The organism is Desulfatiglans sp., assembly GCA_012513605.1.
In the GTDB taxonomy this organism is placed as follows: domain Bacteria; phylum Desulfobacterota; class DSM-4660; order Desulfatiglandales; family HGW-15; genus JAAZBV01.
Genome location: JAAZBV010000069.1, coordinates 17,344 through 37,526 on the forward strand (window position 1 = coordinate 17,344; position 20,183 = coordinate 37,526).

Consider the following 20,183-nt stretch of genomic DNA (forward strand, 5'->3'; position numbering starts at 1 on the left):
TGGCTCTACATCTTCTCCGGGGCGCTTACACCCATCAGGTTCAGCCCGTTTCTCAATACTATCCTTACCCCTGCCACAAGGGCAAGCCTGGCCTTTGAAAGATTCACGTCACTGGTGATAATCCTGTTTTCCGCATCCTTGATCCCCAGGTTGAAATACCTGTGGAATCTGGCTGCAAGATCAGTAAGAAAATAGACAATCCTGTGTGGCTCAAATGAGTCGCAGATACTGTCAAGGAGTTCAGGGAACCCATCAAGCGTCCTTATAAGGTCTATCTCTTCTTCAAGCGTTAGCATCTTAAGAAGGTTAATGTCCGTGTCAGGCAGCACATCAACACCCTCTGCCTCTGCCTTCCTGAATATGCTGCATATCCTTGCATGGGCGTACTGCACATAATAGACCGGGTTTTCATTATCATTCTTTGTTACCATATCTATGTCAAAATCAAGGGGAGAATCACTGCTCTTGGTAAGGAAGACAAACCTTGCCGCATCAACATTCACCTCCTCAAGCAGGTCCTTCATGGTCACATACTGCCCTGCCCTTTTTGACATCCTTATCTCCTCACCCTCTTTCCATAGCTTTACAAGCTGTATAAGCAGGACAGAGAGCCATTTGCCCGAAACACCATTGGTCTTAAGGGCAGATTGAACCCTGTTTATATACCCGTGATGGTCAGCCCCCCAGATGTTAAGCGCCCTTTTAAAGCCCCTCCTGTATTTATCCATGTGATAGGCGATATCAGATGCAAAGTATGTGTACTGGCCATCCTGTTTTTTTATTACCCTGTCCTTGTCATCCCCATAACCGGATGTGCTGATCCAGAGGGCACCATCCTTTTCATAGAGCTTGCCCTTCTCCTTCATCTCATTAAGGGCCTTATCAACAAGACCATTTTTAAATAGATCCGATTCATTGAACCAGGTATCAAAACTGACCCTGAACTGTTCAAGATCCTTTTTCAGTTCCGTGAGCATCTTTGCTTTTCCGATCTCGGAACAGGTAATGATTGCAGCCTCTTTATCCATAGCAGAAAGGTCTGCCTCTTTTTCTATCTCCTTTGCAAGGTCGATAACATAATCACCATGGTAACCCTTTTCAGGGAAGGGGTAATCCGGCTCCTTCATCTGTTTCCATCTTGCGTAAACAGATTCCCCTAAAAGCCTGATCTGCACACCCGCATCATTTATATAAAACTCCCTTGAGACCTCATATCCCCTGAACTCAAGGATTCGGCATATGGTATCGCCCAGGGCCGCGCCCCTGCCGTGACCAAGGTGCAAAGGGCCGGTCGGGTTTGCGCTTACATACTCTACAAGTACGCTCTCATCCCTCTTTGCTGCTGCACCATACCCTTTATCAAGGTCAATTATGTTTTTAAGACCTTTGAGCCACTCTACGCTGCTGATGGTAAAATTGATAAAGCCGGGACCGGCTATCTCTATCTTTTCAAGAAACCTCTCAGGGTCCCTGAAGTTATCCACTATTATCTTTGCAATGTCACGCGGCGCCCTCTTCTGTGATGATGCGAGCATCATGGCAAGGTTTGTTGCCAGGTGGCCGTGCTCCCTGCTGGCAGGCACCTCTACCACATAATTAGGGGGTGTTGTCTCCTTTAAAAGCCCCTCTTCTATACAGTAATCAAGGGTATTTTTAATAAGTATATTGAGATTTTCCTTCATATTTCTTTTTTACCAACTCCTTTTACATCTGATTCTTAGATATATTCCCTTTCAAGGCCTTTGCCAAAAGATAAATATACCTCATATGAAATGGTGCTGCATAGCCCTGCTATCTCATCACCGGTTATGGTTTTTTTGCTATCTGTACCTATGACAGTGCATTCATCCCCTGCCTTAACAGCATTAATCCCTGTTATATCGCAGGCAAGCATGTTCATGCAAACATTACCTCTTATGGGTGCAAATTCACCACCAATAATTACCCTGCCTCTGTTGGAGATGGCCCTTGGTATGCCGTCTGCATAGCCTGCCGATACAATAGCAATCTTTCTATTACCCTCTGTATAATATCTCCTGCCGTAACTCACCGGGGTATTATCATTAAACTCCCTTATCTGCAGTATGTGGCATTTTAAACCCATTACCGGCCTGAGGTCTAACCCTGTTTTGAAATCAGGGGATGGCAGCCCTCCATAGAGCATGATGCCTGGCCGCACCATGTCAAAATGGGAACCCTTATGGGCGATAATCCCTGCGCTGTTTGCCAGGTGGTTTAGCCTGAGATCAAGCCCCATTTTTTTTGCCTCGTTAACCACTGCATTGAATCTCTCTATCTGCCCTTTTGTAAAGGCGATATCTTCTTCATCTGCGGAGGAGAGGTGCGACATGAGCGCCTCTATCTCAAGGGATTTAAAACCTGCAACCCTTTTTATAAAGGATACGGCATGGTCACAATCTATTCCAAGCCGTCCCATACCGGTATCTATCTTTACATGTACCTTAAGCCTTTTATCCCGGATGGAGGCCACCCTTTCAAGTCTTTCAGCCGAATCCAGGTCATATACAACAGGCGTAAGCCCATTATCAACAGCAGCAAAGGCCTCCGCCTCTTTATCTATGCCGCAGAGGATGATTACAGGTATCCTTATGCCCTCTTCCCTGAGCATCAAGGCCTCACTGATAAATGAGACACCAAGCGAGTAGACCCCATTTTTTTCAAGGGTTTTTGAGACAGGCACCATACCGTGACCATAGGCATCGGATTTTACAATCCCCATGATGCTTATGCCAGGCCCTATGCAGCCTCTTACCTCTCCAAGGTTATGTACAATGGCCCCAAGGTCTATAGTCAGTTTATTAGGTGATATCAGCATTCCAACCCTGTAATATTTTTTAAGAGAGTATTAGATATATGATATGTGGTTGTATATCAAGGATTATATGAGGTCCATTCAAACACACAGTCATGAACCCCGGCTCCTTCCAATCCATTTTTCAGTTGTATACCCGGCTGGTTCCTGCCTGCCTCTTTTACCAATTAAAGCTTTTGACTTTATTAAATATTTTATATAAGTTACCCCTCTTGTTATTCGCTTGATGCAACAATTATCAATAGGGGTAATAAAAGATAATAAACCACGGAGAGCACGGAGTAAAAGCTTTTAATCTTCTCCGTGTCCTCAGTGCTCTTGTATGGTTGAAGTGACAGACTAAAATTAAACCGCAAAGACGCAAAGGGCGCGAAGAAAAATAAAAATTATTTATTAACAACTTAAAAGAAGCTTTTCTCCGTGTCCTCCGTGCTCTCCGTGGTGAAATATTATGTTTGATATTGAAGAATATGATTTTGAATTAAGGGAAGAGCTGATTGCCCAGACCCCTGCCCCGGACAGGGACAGGTCACGGCTTCTTTATGTGGAGAAGCTTGAGGGGCGTATATCTGATTACAGGTTTTATGACCTACCCATGCTCCTAACGCCGGGTGATCTCCTGATAATTAATAACACAAGGGTAGTGCCTGCAAGGCTCTACGGGCACAAGGAGAGCGGCGGCAGGGCAGAAATACTGGTGCTTGAACACCCTGAGACCCTGGATGAGAATATATCTGAAAGCAGGTGGTGCCTGTTAAAATCCTCAAAAAGGCCAAAAAAGGGGAGCAGGATCTTTTTTGAAAAGGGTCTTATCGGCACGGTTGAAGAGGTTACCGAAGGGGGGCTTGCAAGGATCTCTTTTTTGGGTGCAGCCTCCATTGATCATATACTTGAAAATGATGGCACTATCCCCCTCCCTCCATATATAAAGAGAGAGGATAATGGCCTTGCCCCTCTTGACAGGGAGAGGTATCAGACCATATTCAGCGCAAAGAGGGGTGCGGTCGCAGCCCCTACAGCAGGGCTTCATTTTACAGATGAAATTGTATCTGCCCTTAAAAAAAGGGATATAGAGGTTACAGGTATAACGCTTCATGTGGGATACGGGACATTTCAGCCTGTAAGGGTGACAGACATAAGGGAGCACATCCTTGCCGAGGAGTATTACAGCATCACGGGTGAGACCGCAAGCGCGATCAGGAGGGCAAAGGATGAAGGCAGGAGGGTTGTTGCCGTGGGTACAACCACTGTGAGGACACTTGAGAGTGCGGCTATCAAATCGGGCTGTATTGAGCCATCCAGCGGGAAGACAGGGCTTTTAATTACACCCGGTTTCAGGTTCAGGGTGATAGATGCACTTATTACAAATTTCCATCTGCCAAAGTCATCGCTACTTTTCCTGGTCTCAGCCTTTGGTGGCAGGGAGCTTATTAAAAAGGCATATGCCCATGCGGTTAGAAGTGAATACAGATTTTTCAGTTATGGCGATGCCATGCTGATTGACTAGAGAGGATAAGATTTTTGGAATTTCAGATTACACATAAGGATGGCTCCACAGGTGCGAGGTGCGGCATAATAGAGACTGCGCGGGGCAATATTGAGACCCCTGTCTTTATGCCTGTGGGCACGCAGGGGACAGTAAAGGCCCTCACACCGGAGGACCTTACAGATGCAGGGGCACAGATAATACTATCCAATACCTATCATCTATACTTAAGGCCCGGCCATGAAACAGTAAAAAAACTTGGCGGCATACACAGGTTTATGAACTGGGACAGGCCTGTGCTTACGGACAGCGGCGGGTACCAGGTATACAGCCTTGCCAAACTGAGAAAGATTACAGAGGATGGGGTTACATTCCAGTCGCACATAGACGGGTCAAGCCATTTCCTTGGCCCAAAGGAGTCTATGGCCATACAGAGGGCACTTGGAAGTGATATTGTTATGGCATTTGACGAGTGCACACCCTGGCCGGCAGAATACAGGTATGTGGAAAATTCTGTCAGACTCACCACAAGATGGGCAGAGATCTGCCTTAACGAGGAGCTTGAAAAGGAGCAGAACCTCTTCGGGATCGTGCAGGGGGGCATGTACAGCGACCTGAGGGAAAGGAGCGCTAAAGAGCTTGTAAAACTGGACTTTCCTGGCTATGCACTTGGGGGCTTATCGGTCGGGGAGGACAGGGAGACAAGGGAGCGCGTAATAAGCGAGACCATCCGGTTTCTGCCGGAAGAGAGGCCCAGGTACCTTATGGGTGTTGGAAAGCCAGAGGATATCCTTGAGGCAGTTATCCTTGGCGTGGATATGTTTGACTGTGTGATGCCTACCAGAAATGCCCGGAATGGCTCACTTTTTATTGATGGCGGCAGGATTGTAATAAAAAATGCAGAATATAAGGAAGATAATTCCCCATTAGATGAAAACTGCGGGTGTTATACATGCAGGAACTATTCAAGGGCCTATCTGAGGCACCTTTTTATGGCTGAAGAGCTTTTAGCCTACAGGCTGAACACCATACACAATATCTATTATTACATCCATTTCATGGAAAGAATAAAAAATGCAATAAAAGATAATAAAATATTGGAATTTCAAACAGAATTTTATAGATTAAGAAACTGAACTGAAAAATAAAACATTGGAGGGATTATAATGATAGATGTAGCATACGCCATGGGGGCGGGTGGCCAGGCAGGGACACAGGCACAGGGTGGAGGCCTGATGGGCTTTCTGCCCTTTATAGCATTGATAATTATCTTCTATTTCCTGCTTATGAGGCCGCAGCAGAAAAAGGCAAAGGAGCATCGTACAATGCTTACGGCCCTGAAAAAGGGAGACAAGATAATAAGCTCAGGAGGGCTTCATGGTGAGATCACCGGCCTTACCGATGATGCAATAATAATGGAGATCGCCCCAAAGGTAAGGGTAAAGATATCAAGGGGTTCGGTCGCAGGCAAGATTAACTAAATAAAAAGGGGGAGATAAATCGTGTCAAAGAACTTGCGCTGGCGCGGCATAATAATCGCGATCTTTATTGTCATTGCGCTCATATACCTTGTTCCATCCATGCCAGGTGGCATGCCCCAGTGGTGGTCAGGGGTGCTGCCCCAGGATAAGATACATCTGGGGCTCGATCTGCAGGGGGGCATTCATCTTATTCTTGAGGTAGAGGCTGAGAAGGCGGTGGAAAATGACCTTGAAAGGGCAGTGGATGATATCAAGGATGAGTTAAGAAAAGAGAAGATAAGATACCTTGATCTGAAACGTGAAGGGATAACCGGCATTAATGTTACCCTCATGAGGGAAGAGGATAAGGGCACCTTTAAAGATATGATCTCCGCCCGCTACAGGGAGTATGATATAAAAGATGGCGGTTCTGTGGAAAATGGGGCAAGATACACGCTGCTCCTAAAGCAGGAGGCCAGGGATGAGGCCATGAAGCTCGCCACTGAGCAGGCACGTGAGACAATAGAAAACAGGATCGATGAATACGGTGTGGCTGAGGCAGATATAAGGCTCCTTCAGAACCACAGGATACAGATACAGCTCCCCGGTGTATCAGACCCTGACAGGGCCAAGGATCTCATGAAAAAGGTTGCAGAGCTGGAATTCAAACTGGTTGATACTGAAAACAGCATTGATGAGGCGCTTAAGGGTAATGTGCCACCCGGCAGGGAGGTGGTTTACGAGGTCGATCGTGACAGGATATCAGGAAATGTAACCAGGACACCCTATCTGCTTAAAAAACGCGTTGAACTTACCGGAAAATATATCACTGACGCCAGGGTAACCCTGGACCCACAGGATGGCTCCCCCTATGTCTCTCTCTCATTTAATAATCAGGGCGCAAGGATCTTTGAAAGGATAACAGGGGAGAATGTTAATAAGCAGCTCGCCATTGTCCTTGACGGCAATGTCTATTCTGCCCCCAATATCGATGAAAAGATATCCGGTGGTAATGCTGTAATTAGAGGCAGGTTTTCAATGGATGATGCAAGGGATCTTGCAATCGCATTAAGGGCAGGCTCTCTTCCTGCGCCGGTAAAGTTCCTTGAGGAGAGGACAGTAGGCCCATCCCTTGGCCAGGACTCTATAAATAAGGGGTTCCTCTCCATGATCGTGGGTGCTATTGCAGTAGTTATATTTATGGCCATATATTACGGGGTATCAGGCCTGATAGCCGATCTCTCCCTTTTGATTATGTTTGTTCTGATAATGGCAGGGCTTGCTGCATTCAAGGGAACCCTTACTCTCCCAGGTATTGCGGGTATAATACTAACCATAGGTATGGCCGTTGATGCCAACGTACTCATCTTTGAACGAATACGTGAGGAGCTTAAGCTGGGCAAGACTCCTAGAACCGCCATAGATGCAGGATTCAGCAAGGCCATTGTCACCATCCTTGATGCAAATATAACCACATTGATAGTTGCCATTGTCCTGTTCCAGTTCGGCACAGGCCCTGTAAAGGGGTTTGCGGTGACCTTAACTATCGGTATTGTGGCGACCATGATAACGCAGGTGTTTATTACAAGATTTATTTTTGACTACCTGTACACAAAGCTGAACTGGAAAAGGATCAGCGTTTAAGTAATAATGCGTAATCTCAAATATTGGAGCTGATGTATGCAATTAATTAAAGATGATGTTAACATAAACTTTATAGGAAATAGAAAAAAGGCATATGCCTTTTCACTTGCACTGATTGTTATAAGTATACTGCTGCTTCTCTACAGGGGCGGCCCAAACCTGGGGGTGGATTTTACCGGTGGCACACTTATACAGGTAAAAATGGCAAAGGCGCACACCCCGGCAGAGTTAAGGGAGGCGCTGAAACCTATTAACCTCCAGGACAGTATTATCCAGGAGTTTGGTGAAAAGGATCTGTTCGAGTACCTTATCAGGGTGCAGAATCCTGATATAGAGAGCGAAGGGCTTGAGGATAAGGTGATCAATGTCCTCTCTGAAAAATTCGGTGAGTCTGCAGAGATGAGAAGCTTTGAGATGGTCGGCCCAAAGGTGGGTAGTGACCTTCGTGATAAGGCAAGCCTTGCCATATTATATTCCATCCTTTTGATTGCCATCTATATATCCGGACGTTTTGAGCTCAAGTGGGCCAAGAGCATAACCATGACAGTTGCGCTTGGTTTTGTGATATTTATTGCCTCAAAGATGGGGGCAAGCATAGTCTGGCTTTCCATTATAGTGCTCATTGCCACAATCATCCTGTTGTGGGTGCTTAACCTTAAATATGCTATGGGCGCGGTAATTGCGCTTGTCCATGATGTTACCATAACAGTCGGTGTATTTGCCCTTACGGACAGGGAGATATCCTTAAGTATAATTGCTGCCCTGCTTACTATAATCGGTTATTCACTGAATGACACGATTGTTGTGTTTGACAGGATTCGTGAGAATGTTGCCCGGTTTAAAAAGCGCGACCTGGGAGAGGTAATGAATACAAGTATCAACCAGACCCTGAGCAGGACGATCCTTACCGCTGCAACAACCCTGGTAGCTGTTATTTCCCTCTATGTGCTTGGTGGGGCGGTTATACATGATTTTGCATTTGCAATGATCATAGGTATTGTGATCGGGACATATTCATCCATATTTGTGGCCAGCCCCGTAATTCTTGCATGGGAAGGCAAAGCGGAAAAAAAGAAGTGATAACTTTTTTAAAAGATTAGTACCGTGGCATTATCAAACAGAGAAAGACTGGCAAGAAAGGTAAAGAAGATAAGAAAAAAACCGGGCGAAGGCAACAGGGTCAGCCCGGTTTTTATCATTATTATTATTGTTTTATTGGCCGGAGGGGTCTATTTGTACAGGGGCTTTAATCCCTCTGAGGTCCGGCTCAATTATATAGTTATCACAAAAAACTCGGAAACCATTAAACTAATTCAGGGGGAATCTGCCAGTTTTCACCCCTCTGACACCTGCAGAATAGGCGAGATATCCACAAATGTATTCTTCAACCAGGGGATAAGTCTCACGTCGGCAGATATTGATGTAGATGGCCTTTTGTACGGAGACACAGCCCTTGAAAAGCTACTTAATGATAAGGATATCTTTAAACGTCATCAGGTCACCCTTGAGGTTAAGCGTAATCAGGATGTTGCAGGCACAATAAAAATTGTTATTGAGCCGGATGTTAAGGACTGGGTAGCAAGGGTTGAAGGCGCCCCTGACAGTAAAACAAAGGTCGAGATTCTTGAAAAGGCAGTAGATACAGGTTTTACTGACGATAAGATCATAGAGCTTCTCGTTGATGAATACATTGCATCAAAGGCATGGCTCAAGGCGACTGACCTTATTGAAAAGAGTGCAGGAGATTCACCAGATTCAGAGGATATTAAGAGACTCCTTAAGGTATATGAGGCGGCAAAGAATAATGTAAAAATAGCCGATATGCTCGTAAGACTTATAAAGTTGAACCCGGAAGACCTTGACTTAAGAAAGAGACTCGCTGAACTTTATGAAAGAACTGGTAAAAGAGAAAATGCAATAACCGAGTACAATATACTGCTTGAAAAGGCGCCTGAAAATGAAAAGGCATTTATATACAAGACTATCGGTTATCTCTATTCTGAAAGTAAACAGGCAAAAAACGCCATAGGCGCCTATCTGAAGGCCCTTGAGCTTGACCCTGAGGATGTGAATATCTACTATAATCTCTCCGGTTTGTATGAGAGTGCCGGTGACAAGGTAAATGCTGATAAATATCTTACAATGGCCCTGGCCAAAAAGCCTGATGATATAGAGAGCCGGATCAGGATGGCAGAGGGCCTTATAGCTAAAAAGGAATATAAAAAGGCAGAGGAATACCTGAATGAGGCCATAAAGATCAGACCAAATTATACTGATGCATGGTTAATGCTTGCAAACCTTGAAGAAAAAAGGGGCAACAAAAAGGCATTAAGGGAACATTATAAAAAGATCCTCTCCCTTGTGCCGGGCAACAAGACAGTCCTCTTCAACCTGGGCACACTTGAGTATGAAACAGGAAACCCTAAGACCGCAAAGGATTACTTTCTAAAATACCTGAAAGCAACTCCGGGTGACATAGAATCAAGGGAGTTTCTCTTTGATATCTATAAAAAAGAGAAAAATGACAAATCTGCCTTTGAGCATGCATTAAAAATAGTTGAAAAGAGCCCTGGGAAAAAACAGTATTACCCCTTTTTATTTGAATACCTGAACAGGCAAAAGGATTTTAAGGCCATGTACAGTGTAATGGATGCAGGTCTTAAAAAGAACCCCGGAGATGGTGATATAACAAAATACCTCATCATTGCATGCCTTAATACTGGTAAAGAAAAGGAGGCAGCCACCCACATCGAGGGGCTGCTCAAGCAAAAGCCAAATGATGTGCCCACCCTTTTGCAGCTTGCTAGGCTCTATGAAAAGCTGGGAAAGCCCGCTGATGCCCTTAAAACTTATAAAAAGGTACTGGATCTTGCTCCTGGTAATGGTGAGGCTGAAGATGCATATCTCAGGTTAAGGATGGAGACTCTCTGATAAAAGGATTTCAGCACCTTTATGACAATCAAAAAAAAGATAGAGGTCACTGCCGCAATAATAAAGCATGAGGCGAAGATCCTTATTACAGAACGGCGGGGGGGCACACACCTTGAGGGGTTCTGGGAATTCCCCGGCGGTAAAAGAGAGCAGGGTGAAGCCCTTGAGGAGTGTGTTAAAAGGGAGATAAGGGAGGAACTCGGGGTAGTTATAAACCCTTATGAGCTGCTTATATCTGTGACCCATGAATACGAGACCAAAATAGTGGAGCTATACGCATTTTTATGCTCCCTTGTTAATGGCTCTCCCGCTCCCCTTGAAGGCCAGAAAATGCGATGGGTTGACACGGAGGAGTTATCTCTCTACCAGTTTCCTCCGCCAGATCAGAAAATTATAGAAATTTTATGTAAAGGCGCCTAATTTATGCTTGAGAAATTAAAAGAAAAAGGATTTGAAATATTAGCCTTACATCATGCCGAAGCGATATTACAACATGATATGCCAGACGCCGTGACAGAGCTGGAATCAGTGCTTTCCAACATTACATTGCCAGTCGAAGAACTTGTTAAAGGTGGTGGAGGTGAAGGTCAACTAACCCAGAGGATGAGGCATGCCTTATCAAATTTGGGATGGAAAAAGCATATATTTCAAATCCAAAAAATTGTTGATGGTGTAGAAAAAGAGGCGATCTCCCATGAGATAGACCATGTAAAGCATTTTACCTCCGGTACATTTGCTTTAGAGATAGAATGGAATAATAAAGATCCTTTTTTCGACAGGGATCTGGAAAATTTTAAACGTCTTCATGCTGATGGCGTTATTTCAATAGGTGGAATCATAACGCGTGGAATATCTCTTCAGAACAACCTCAAAAAAAGTATAGCTAAGTTTGCAAAAAAAAATCATATTAAATGTACAGATGACCTTTCTCCTTATTATACCCCCACAGAAAGGCAGATAAAAAATATAGAAAATTCAGTGTCAAGTGCAGGATCATTTGGAGACGGCTGGGCAAATGTGTTTGTAGCAGATAAGTTTGGAGAGGCAACTACCCATTGGAAGAAATTAGAAATTAGAGTGAAAAGGGGAGTCGGGAATCCATGCCCATTACTCTTAATAGGCATCCCAGGATCTATTGTTACATTGTAATGTAGGGGATTGGTATGGCAGGAAAAATAATTAATCTCACTGAAGTAAACCCGTCTCGGGATCTACTCGAAAAAATAGAGGGTCAATATTCAACAATATTGGCTGACCCTCCGTGGCAGTTTCAAAACCGCTCAGGAAAGGTTGCGCCTGAGCACAGAAGGCTTCTAAGGTACCCCACAATGGAACTTAAAGAGATAATGGACCTGCCTGTTTCAAGGCTTGCTGCTGCAAAATCACACCTTTATCTCTGGGTGCCAAATGCACTGCTCATGGAGGGTCTTAAAGTCATGGATGCATGGGGGTTTACATATAAAACCAATATAGTCTGGTACAAAATACGAAAAGACAGTGGCCCTGATGGCAGAGGGGTAGGCTTTTACTTTCGTAATGTCACAGAGCTAATCCTGTTTGGTGTCAGAGGAAGTATGAGGACGCTTCAACCTGGCAGGACACAGGTAAATCTTCTCGCGACCCGAAAACGAGAGCATTCCAGAAAACCTGATGAAATTTATGGGCTTATTGAGTCATGCTCTCCAGGGCCATATCTGGAATTATTTGCCAGGTTTAAACAACCTGGATGGCATCAATGGGGTAATGAAGATGTTGAAGAGAATTCATTGTATAATGTAGCAAAAAGAAAAGGACATTCTGATGCCCAGTTTAGACTTTTTGAATCGCCCAGAGGTTATAAGGCGAATCAATAACTGCCATTCAGTGAAAAGAAGGCTGTTTTACTTTAAAGAAATTGAAGGATATTCTCATGCCCCTGAAGACTAAAATCGTTGCAACCATATCAAATATGAACTGTTCGCCTTCGTTTATAGAGAGGCTGTACAGGGCAGGTATGACAGTGGTCAGGCTCAATACCGCCCATATGACCCATGATGACGCCATTAAGGTGATAGAGGATACTCGAAAGGTCTCGGATAAAATAGGTATACTTATTGACACAAAGGGCCCTGAAATCAGGACATGCGCAAGTGATTCGCCGCTCAAGGTAAAATGCGGGGATAAAATACGGATCAAAGGGGCGCCGGGAAAGCCATCCCATGATGATGTAATCCATGTATCCTATGAATATTTCGTAAGAGATGTGCCTGTTAAAACCTCCATACTGATTGATGATGGCTTTATTGCCCTTACTGTAACCAGTAAGGATGAGGAATATCTGCATTGCAGGGTTGAAAATGACGGGGTTATATATCCCAGGAAAAGCATAAATATCCCATCTGTACATGTGAAACTCCCGGCCCTTTCTGAAAAGGACAAGGCTTTTATCGAGTTTGCAGCAGACCAGGAGCTGGATTTTATTGCACATTCCTTTGTAAGAAACAAAGAGGATGTTATTGCTGTGCAGGATATTCTTGACAGCAAAAAATCCCCAATAAAGATCATAGCCAAGATAGAGAATGCCCAGGGGGTGCAGAACCTTAATGAGATCCTTGATCATGCATATGGTATCATGATTGCAAGAGGTGATCTCGCAGTAGAAATCCCTACAGAGCAGATACCCCTTATTCAGAAAGATATCATCAAAGCCTGTATAGAGAGACGCAAGCCTGTTATTGTGGCCACCCAGATGCTTAACTCCATGATAGATTCGCCAAGGCCCACAAGGGCAGAGGTCTCAGATGTGGCCAATGCCTGCCTGGATCATACAGATGCGCTTATGCTTTCAGGGGAGACCGCAAATGGAAAATACCCAGAAGAGGCAGTGAAAACCATGGCCAGGATAGCGCTCGAGGTAGAGAGCAAAATAAGCAGCTATGTTGATGTCTCCTATTCCCTTGAAAACAGGGTCACAGCATACCTTGCAAAGGCCGCTGTAAAGGCGGCGCTGAGGCTCAATACAAAATGCATTGTTGCGGATTCAATGACAGGAAAATCCATAAGGGAGCTGGCAGCATACAGGGGTGATAACCCTATTTATGCCCAGGTCTATGACAAACGGGTGGTGCGTCTCCTCTCCTTATCCTTTGGTGTTTTTGCCGAATATTCGCCTATGGATGTTACTTCAACGCGCCCTTTAAGAAAAAAAATCTATTATCTTATTAATGAAATACCATTTAATGATGAAGATCTTATAATCATTCTTGCAGGGAGTTTCGGCGTGGAGCATGGGGCCTCATATATAGAGATAAGCTCTATTGAAAAATTCAGGGAAAAATGTGCATAATTTTTTTATTGTGTTTCAAGCGATTAGAATTTAATAATAGGTATAAATCCGAAAAAATAAGGTCTGAGTAACTATGCCCAGTCTCCTCGTAATAAATGGCCCCCTTCAGGATCAGGTCTTTGACCTAGGTTCAAAGGAGATCTTTTTCTGCGGCAGAAGCCCGAAGATGAATGATATTGCCCTGCTGGATATATCTGTCTCCCGCAAACACTTCAAGGTATTCAAGATCGGCAGGGATTTCTTTATTGAGGACCTGAACAGCAAACATGGCACCCTGGTTAATGGAGAGCCCATATCTCCAGGTGAGGGGTTCCAGATCAATGAGGGAGACCTTGTATCTGTCGGCAATACTGTAATGAGGCTTATTGATGTCGGTGGAAGGGGCTCATTAATCAAGCCTGCCACCTCACCTGACCATATTCCAGGTGAAATCTCTTCAGAGGATAAACCTAAAAAGGAGCGCCGCACCGCAAAAGAGCTTGAGCTGGTCTACAATGTTTCAGAGTTGCTAAAGACCCAGATGGATATAAATGCCTTTTTCAAGCTGTTTCTCAACCTGGTGCTGGAGACCCTGCCCAGGATAGATAACGCAAGTGTCTTTTTAGCGCAGGCTGGAGACCCAAAGGGGAAAATGGTAGAGATAGTAGCTGATTCACATGAAAAGACCTCCTCAAGGTACAAGAAAGAGATCATGAAAAGGGTGGCAAATGAAAAAAAGACCATAAGGATGTCCAATACAGATTTTGAACTGCCCCAGGCATACATAGAAAAGGGAGATACCCTTGAAATAAAGTCCGCAATGGGTGTCCCGATAATAAGCGGAAATGAGCTTCTTGGCGCAATTTATATTGAATCAATAAAGCCTTACGGGTTTCGCAAAAAAGACCAGTTCCTGCTTAACTCTCTTGTAGGCCCGATAGCAGTAGCTATTGAGAAAAACAGGCTGAACGGGAAGATAATACCTGAAAAAACACTTCCCTTTAGACAAAAATTGCTTAATATTTTTAAAAAATATTGATATTTTTAGCTTTATCAACCTGAAAACATGGAGGTATTATGGCAAAAAAAACAATCCAAACCAAATGGTTATTGCTGGGAGTCTTAACAGTGATGCTGTTCTTCAAGGTGTCATTGTATGCTCAGACTGAAAAGGGGATAGAATTGTTTAATGCCTATGAGTTCAGCAAGGCAGAGCAGGTGCTTCGGGACAATCTGAAGAGCGATCCCGGCAATATAGAGGCTGGCTATTACCTCGGATTGTCCCTTTATATGCAAAAAAAGTACGAAGATGCACTTAACGTTTTCAAGGGTATCAAGGATTCAAAAAAGGAGATCCCCCATAATAACGGCAGGCTTGAAATCATGATAACGCGTATATGCCTTGAACTTAAAAAATATCCTGAGGCGCTTCAGAGCCTGGAGGAGGCAAAGGCAGCCAAGGCTGACCCGGCAGATATACATGTTTACCAGGGGGCATATTATCTTGAGACAGGGGAACCCAAAAAGGCTATAAAAGAGCTGGAAAAGGCTATCAAGATTGACCCGGATAATGCATATGCGTATTTTTATGCGGGTTACGCCTATGTGCGTCTCGGACATCCGGCAGATGCAGAAAAGGCGCTTAAAAGATTTCTTGAGCTGGCGCCATATGCGCCCGAGGCAGAAAGGGTAAAGATTCTGGTAGATGCCCTCTGCTGAAAAAGGTATTGATAAAGCATTTAAATTTAACAGGGGTTTAATAGTCTGATATGAACAGCAACGAAACCAAAGATGATGATCTGGCCGTAGTCCGCCTTAAATATAAAAAGGGTGACCTTATAATAAAAGAGGGTGATTATGGGGTATCCATTTATAAGATAATTGAGGGATCGGTAATTATATTTACTGAAGCAAATGATGCTGTTATTCCGCTTGCCACCATAGGGCCTGGCGCTGTTATAGGGGAGACGATCTTTCTTAATGATAAAAATATGATGGAACGAAGGTCTTCATCCGCAAGGGCGCTTGATGATACCCTGGTGGAGGTGTGGCATCCGAAGCTATTAAAAATGGAATATGAACAGATGCCCCCGGTAATAAGGTACCTGGCAGATCAGACACTCACACATATTGGAAGGATGAATAAGATTGTAGTAAAACTCACTGACCAGAAGATAAAGAGAAGAGGACATCAGAGAGAGGCTGACCCCTGGGCGACAAAAAGGCGTTATTACAGGAAGAGGGTAAATCTGCCTTTTCTCTGTACTCCCCTTTATTCAAGTTCAAAGAGCACATTGAAGGGGTTGATAAGGGATATCAGCCTCGGTGGAGCAGGTCTTGAAATAAGGCCAGTATTAAGCCCTGTTTTCCCATACAGGGTTGGAGAAGAATTTCTTATTTCAACTACACTCCCTAATAATAGAAACATAGAGTTTTCATGCAGACTCGTGAGTATCAAAGAGGGTAAATTCCATGATATACGTATTCTGGGGGTCTCATTTATTGAACTCTCCGAGCACTCGGCAAAAAACCTGGGCTTTTTCCTGATGCCCTGATGAAAGGAATCGTGTTATGTCAATTGAAAAGTATTTATACCCCTATATTACCCAGGAAGAGGAATACGAAAAGGGCGAGGCAATTATCAAAGAAGGGAGCAGGGGTGACTGGGTCTATATAATCCTTGAAGGGCTTGTAAAGATAAAAAAGATGTCGCTCAAGGGGCAGATAACTATTGCACCGCTCACTGAAGGGGAAATATTTGGCGAAGCCACCCTCTGGCAGGCAGGTCAGGGGGTAACAAGGAATGTATCCATAGTTGCAGAAACAAGGACAAGGGTAGGGCTGTTGGATACAGCACTCCTGTTAAAAGAGTACGAGTCCATATCCCCAAGGCTGAAAAGCCTTATCTCATCTCTCATACAGAGACTTACAATCACCACACAGAAAGCAGTAAGACTTGCCACAGAATAGCTATTTCAGGACATCGTTTTACTCAGATAAAGGGGTTTTTACATCATGAATTGCTTCATCAAGAGAGGTCTAGTCCTTTTCAGCCTGGTCATATTTTTATCTATCGGCAATACAGTTGCTGCCGAGAATGGGGATGAACTCTTTCCTGTTTATGAGAGCATAAAACCAAATATTGAATTCTGGAAAAAGGTTTATTCTGAATGCACCACATCTCAGGTGATTATCCATGATAAGAGGCACCTCTCCCTTATATATGAGATAATTAATATTAAAGGCAAGGATGAACCAGGGGCACAGAAATACAACAAAAATATTGTAGACAAAAAAAAAGAGCATTATTCAGATATGCTTAAAAGGCTTGCATCAGGCCATAAGGCATCATCAGAAGAAGAAAAACGCATTCACGGGCTCTTTTCTGAAAATAACCTGAAACATCTTCTCAAAGAGGCACATGATAATGTGCGCGCCCAGCTTGGTCAGAAAGACCGTTTCATGGCCGGTGTAATACGTTCCGGGTCATATATAGATGAGATAAAGCAAATATTAAAGAGCCACGCCATGCCGGAAGATCTGGCATACCTTCCCCATGTTGAGTCTTCATTTGATTATCAGGCATACAGCAAGGCCGGGGCAGCTGGCATCTGGCAATTCACCAATGCAACAGGGAAAAGATTCCTGAAGATAGATTATGCTGTTGATGAACGACGTGACCCTATACTCGCGACACATGCAGCAGCAAAATTTTTAAAAGAAAATTATAAAACCCTTGGTTCATGGCCAGTGGCGCTCACAGCTTATAACCACGGTCCGCAGGGCATGCAGAGGGCCGTTAAGGAGCAGGGTAACTACGAAAAAATATTTAACAACTATAAGAGCCGCTCATTTGGCTTTGCCTCCCGGAATTTTTATGCAGAGTTTCTTGCTGCACGCGAGGTGGCGAAAAATCACAGGAAATATTTTGGAGAGTTAAATTTTGACAGGCCCATAAAAAGAATAAATTTGGAGGCCCCAGGTAATATAGATATAGAGGATCTTGCCAGACATTTCAATCTTTCAGTGAGAGTCCTCAGGGGATTAAACCCTGCATTCCGAGAGCCAATATATTTAAATCAGAAATACATTCCAAAGGGATGCACTATTCATCTACCCCCTGATTCAGTATCAAAGGAGATGCAGGCCTCTTTAAAAATACCGGCACAGCTTTTAAAGGGCAGTCAGAAACCCAGCCACTTTTACCAGGTAAAAAAAGGTGATACCGCCAATAAGATAGCAAGGAAACATAATGTCAGGCTTCAGGACCTTATAAATGCAAACCAGCTCAATTCAAGGGCAGCAATTTATATAGGGCAGAACCTGAGAATACCTGTGGCCGGGGAGAAGATTGCGGCTGCATCTGTTAAGAAAGAACCCGTTTTAAAGCAAGAGCCGGTAAAGAAATCCTCCGATACTGGCAAGTCAGTATCTCCTTCATCTGCAGGAAAAGCTGACACCCCAATTTTACCCGGCATTGAAGGGGCTGAAATTGTTGCTCTTCCTCCCCCTGACTCTATTGAGGAGACTGTATTAATAAACCCGGCCATAGTAACTGGCGATTTTAATGTAAAAAAGGTCATGCTTGTTAATGGTAAATCTGTCGGCACAATACAGGTAGAGCCTGAAGAAAGCCTTGGCCGCTATGCAAGCTGGCTCCAGACAAGCAGTCAGAATATCCGGACTCTTAACGGGTTTTCCGCATCAGCTAATATACGTGTTGGCCAGAAAATAAAGATACCCCTCAACAATGTTTCAAAAGAGACCTTTGAGGAAAAAAGGTATGAATATCACAAAGAGTTAGAAGAGGATTTTTTTGCATCCTATAAGGTTGATAGGACAGATGAATACATAATAAGGGGGGGAGATAATCTGTGGTCTTTGTGCAAAGAAAAATTTGAGATCCCTTTCTGGCTTTTAAAAAAGTACAACCCGGAAACAGACTTCAGCCGTCTTGCATCCCGGCAAAAGCTGATAGTGCCGGTTGTATCAAAGATAGGGAATGGAACCGGCATTAACTAATAATTGATTTTAAACCTGAAGTTGAAGTTCCGGTCTTCATTGCTTGAGACTGATGATGGATACTGCATAAATCCCTGGAAGCTGTCACTGAAGTTGCTGCCGCTAATAGAGAAGGACATATTGTCTGTGAGTTTCTGCTGATAGGTCAATGAAAGACCTACAGTGTTGTCAAATGCCTCCACTTCATGGCCTGGAAACGAGTATTTCTGAAGAGGCATGTGCAACCCGCCTGTCATAGACCATTTGTCCGATGAAGAGAAGAGCCTGTAGTTCAGGTCAAGGGCCACCCTTGGAAGGTTATACCTCTCTATCTCAGAACTGTAGTCAAAATATGAGAGAGATGGGATAATGGACATATTGTCGTTCACATCAAAACGCCCTGAAATCTTAAGCCCCTGGGTATATTCAGGCCTGATCTCGTCCCTTATGCCCTTATAATCCATGTAATATGCGCCATCAGGCATATCCCTGTCATATAAAAAGGCGCTTCTAAAATAGCTGAAACTGGTCAGGCTGGAATGAGATTCCCTGGTAAACCCGAACTCCATAGTATTATATATATTAATGATATCGCTGTATTCTGTGTAACCATCCAGACCTGATCCTGAAAGGTTATGAAGCCTCTCATTATTCATGAACGAAAGATTTACATCTTCTGAGTTGATAACCCATTCCATACCTATGAAGAAATCACCCGGACTATATTTATCTCTATCAGATAGGCGTTTTGAGCTGACCACCTTTGTGCGCCAGTACGAGGTATTCAATGAAGATATTGCAATGCCGGTGCTCCTGCCTGCATGAATGAATTCACCATTGGACAGGTATATACCTACATGGTTGATCCGCTTTTTTTTGCCACTCATTGAAAAAAAGATAAGATCGCCAGTGCGAAGGGCATCCAGAGAAACCGGGGAAAATTCGGGCAATGAAGACTGCTGTGATGACTGGTGCGGCAGATCAATGCTGAAGTATTTACTGTAGATCTCTTTTACAAAACCGGAGCAGTCAAAACCCTTTATTGTTGCTCCGCCGTATTTGTATTGTATACCAAGGTAACTCTTCATCAGCTCCTGAAGATCTTCGTCAGAAAAGGAGTTCAGCCATGATATCTGTTCATTAACCTGTTGTGTTGCAGCCGCTTTTGCCTCGATAAATGGAGAAAAGAAAAGAAGTATCAGGCCTGAAAAAAAAAGTCCCCGAAACGCCTTTTGAGATATATGAGAAAGAAGCCTGTTCATAAAATCAACTATTTCCCGGTACCGCCTGTGTATTAAGTCTTAATGAGTAAGTGAAAAAGCTACTGTCTGTATTTGCCTAATGCAATAATCCTGCCCGGATGATCGCACTTTATGAAACAGATGGTGCAATATATTAGGAAGAGACCTTTCTGTCAAGATTTTTCAGGCAGGGATAATCCATGAATAACATATTGAATTATCTAGAAATATTGATTATAAATCACCTTAAAAAATTGATTTAAAAGTTGCATGAATAATATTT

18 protein-coding genes are annotated in these 20,183 nt (G+C 43.8%); 15 read left to right on the plus strand and 3 right to left on the minus strand.

All coding sequences use genetic code 11. The features are described 5' to 3' along the window. Positions 1–5: 5 nt before the first annotated feature. Together GX654_08650 and alr are read right to left on the minus strand one after the other, a co-directional pair. Positions 6–1,682 carry an arginine--tRNA ligase gene (locus tag GX654_08650; protein ID NLD36924.1) on the minus strand — a complete coding sequence of 559 codons (1,677 nt, stop codon included), beginning with the start codon at positions 1,680–1,682 and terminating at the stop codon, positions 6–8. A gap of 35 nt (positions 1,683–1,717) precedes the next feature. Then, positions 1,718–2,836, minus strand: a complete 1,119-nt coding sequence (gene alr / locus GX654_08655; protein NLD36925.1) for an alanine racemase — start codon at positions 2,834–2,836, stop codon at positions 1,718–1,720. 448 nt (positions 2,837–3,284) lie between these two features. Here alr and queA point away from each other — a divergent pair, with 448 nt between their 5' ends. The 15 genes from queA (at position 3,285) to GX654_08730 (ending at position 18,680) form a co-directional block, all read left to right on the plus strand. Next, a complete protein-coding gene (queA, locus tag GX654_08660) occupies positions 3,285–4,340 on the plus strand; it encodes a tRNA preQ1(34) S-adenosylmethionine ribosyltransferase-isomerase QueA (GenBank protein NLD36926.1) in 1,056 nt (351 codons plus the stop codon). 5 nt (positions 4,341–4,345) lie between these two features. Next, on the plus strand, positions 4,346–5,455 hold the full coding sequence (gene tgt / locus GX654_08665; GenBank protein NLD36927.1) for a tRNA guanosine(34) transglycosylase Tgt: 1,110 nt from the start codon (positions 4,346–4,348) through the stop codon (positions 5,453–5,455). Between the two features lie 30 nt (positions 5,456–5,485). Beyond that, a complete protein-coding gene (gene yajC / locus GX654_08670; protein NLD36928.1) occupies positions 5,486–5,800 on the plus strand; it encodes a preprotein translocase subunit YajC in 315 nt (104 codons plus the stop codon). Between the two features lie 99 nt (positions 5,801–5,899). Beyond that, positions 5,900–7,423, plus strand: a complete 1,524-nt coding sequence (gene secD, locus GX654_08675; protein ID NLD36929.1) for a protein translocase subunit SecD — start codon at positions 5,900–5,902, stop codon at positions 7,421–7,423. A 36-nt stretch (positions 7,424–7,459) separates the two neighbouring features. Next, positions 7,460–8,503 (plus strand): protein translocase subunit SecF, encoded by a 1,044-nt coding sequence (gene secF, locus GX654_08680; protein NLD36930.1) that lies wholly within the window; start codon positions 7,460–7,462, stop codon positions 8,501–8,503. Positions 8,504–8,527: 24 nt separating this feature from the next. Beyond that, positions 8,528–10,354: a tetratricopeptide repeat protein gene (locus GX654_08685; protein NLD36931.1), complete on the plus strand. Its 1,827-nt coding sequence runs from the start codon at positions 8,528–8,530 to the stop codon at positions 10,352–10,354. Between the two features lie 27 nt (positions 10,355–10,381). Beyond that, on the plus strand, positions 10,382–10,774 hold the full coding sequence (gene mutT / locus GX654_08690; GenBank protein NLD36932.1) for an 8-oxo-dGTP diphosphatase MutT: 393 nt from the start codon (positions 10,382–10,384) through the stop codon (positions 10,772–10,774). Positions 10,775–10,777: 3 nt separating this feature from the next. After that, positions 10,778–11,503: a restriction endonuclease gene (locus GX654_08695; GenBank protein NLD36933.1), complete on the plus strand. Its 726-nt coding sequence runs from the start codon at positions 10,778–10,780 to the stop codon at positions 11,501–11,503. 14 nt (positions 11,504–11,517) lie between these two features. Then, the gene (locus GX654_08700) at positions 11,518–12,207 is read left to right on the plus strand and encodes an S-adenosylmethionine-binding protein (GenBank protein NLD36934.1); all 690 of its coding nucleotides are present in this window, start codon (positions 11,518–11,520) and stop codon (positions 12,205–12,207) included. Positions 12,208–12,263: 56 nt separating this feature from the next. After that, positions 12,264–13,679: a pyruvate kinase gene (gene pyk / locus GX654_08705; GenBank protein ID NLD36935.1), complete on the plus strand. Its 1,416-nt coding sequence runs from the start codon at positions 12,264–12,266 to the stop codon at positions 13,677–13,679. Between the two features lie 73 nt (positions 13,680–13,752). Next, positions 13,753–14,697 (plus strand): FHA domain-containing protein, encoded by a 945-nt coding sequence (locus GX654_08710; protein NLD36936.1) that lies wholly within the window; start codon positions 13,753–13,755, stop codon positions 14,695–14,697. Between the two features lie 38 nt (positions 14,698–14,735). Continuing rightward, positions 14,736–15,377, plus strand: coding sequence for a tetratricopeptide repeat protein (locus tag GX654_08715; protein ID NLD36937.1), 642 nt, complete (start codon positions 14,736–14,738; stop codon positions 15,375–15,377). A gap of 50 nt (positions 15,378–15,427) precedes the next feature. Further along, positions 15,428–16,213, plus strand: a complete 786-nt coding sequence (locus GX654_08720; protein NLD36938.1) for a cyclic nucleotide-binding domain-containing protein — start codon at positions 15,428–15,430, stop codon at positions 16,211–16,213. A 16-nt stretch (positions 16,214–16,229) separates the two neighbouring features. Continuing rightward, positions 16,230–16,628: a cyclic nucleotide-binding domain-containing protein gene (locus GX654_08725; GenBank protein ID NLD36939.1), complete on the plus strand. Its 399-nt coding sequence runs from the start codon at positions 16,230–16,232 to the stop codon at positions 16,626–16,628. A gap of 45 nt (positions 16,629–16,673) precedes the next feature. Beyond that, positions 16,674–18,680 carry a LysM peptidoglycan-binding domain-containing protein gene (locus GX654_08730; protein ID NLD36940.1) on the plus strand — a complete coding sequence of 669 codons (2,007 nt, stop codon included), beginning with the start codon at positions 16,674–16,676 and terminating at the stop codon, positions 18,678–18,680. Here GX654_08730 and GX654_08735 read toward each other — a convergent pair. Further along, the gene (locus GX654_08735) at positions 18,677–19,921 is read right to left on the minus strand and encodes a hypothetical protein (GenBank protein NLD36941.1); all 1,245 of its coding nucleotides are present in this window, start codon (positions 19,919–19,921) and stop codon (positions 18,677–18,679) included. The two genes, GX654_08730 and GX654_08735, sit on opposite strands and share 4 nt — an antisense overlap. Between the last annotated feature and the right edge of the window lie 262 nt (positions 19,922–20,183).

Bases quoted from the DNA above. Each gene is read 5' to 3' on its own strand.
- GX654_08715 (NLD36937.1), top strand. From the start codon at position 14,736: ATGGCAAAAAAAACAATCCAAACCAAATGGTTATTGCTGGGAGTCTTA.
- GX654_08730 (NLD36940.1), top strand. From the start codon at position 16,674: ATGAATTGCTTCATCAAGAGAGGTCTAGTCCTTTTCAGCCTGGTCATA.
- GX654_08700 (NLD36934.1), top strand. From the start codon at position 11,518: ATGGCAGGAAAAATAATTAATCTCACTGAAGTAAACCCGTCTCGGGAT.
- queA (NLD36926.1), top strand. From the start codon at position 3,285: ATGTTTGATATTGAAGAATATGATTTTGAATTAAGGGAAGAGCTGATT.
- secD (NLD36929.1), top strand. From the start codon at position 5,900: ATGCCAGGTGGCATGCCCCAGTGGTGGTCAGGGGTGCTGCCCCAGGAT.
- alr (NLD36925.1), bottom strand. From the start codon at position 2,836: ATGCTGATATCACCTAATAAACTGACTATAGACCTTGGGGCCATTGTA.
- GX654_08735 (NLD36941.1), bottom strand. From the start codon at position 19,921: ATGAACAGGCTTCTTTCTCATATATCTCAAAAGGCGTTTCGGGGACTT.
- pyk (NLD36935.1), top strand. From the start codon at position 12,264: ATGCCCCTGAAGACTAAAATCGTTGCAACCATATCAAATATGAACTGT.
- yajC (NLD36928.1), top strand. From the start codon at position 5,486: ATGATAGATGTAGCATACGCCATGGGGGCGGGTGGCCAGGCAGGGACA.
- GX654_08720 (NLD36938.1), top strand. From the start codon at position 15,428: ATGAACAGCAACGAAACCAAAGATGATGATCTGGCCGTAGTCCGCCTT.
- GX654_08710 (NLD36936.1), top strand. From the start codon at position 13,753: ATGCCCAGTCTCCTCGTAATAAATGGCCCCCTTCAGGATCAGGTCTTT.
- GX654_08650 (NLD36924.1), bottom strand. From the start codon at position 1,682: ATGAAGGAAAATCTCAATATACTTATTAAAAATACCCTTGATTACTGT.
- GX654_08725 (NLD36939.1), top strand. From the start codon at position 16,230: ATGTCAATTGAAAAGTATTTATACCCCTATATTACCCAGGAAGAGGAA.
- secF (NLD36930.1), top strand. From the start codon at position 7,460: ATGCAATTAATTAAAGATGATGTTAACATAAACTTTATAGGAAATAGA.
- GX654_08695 (NLD36933.1), top strand. From the start codon at position 10,778: ATGCTTGAGAAATTAAAAGAAAAAGGATTTGAAATATTAGCCTTACAT.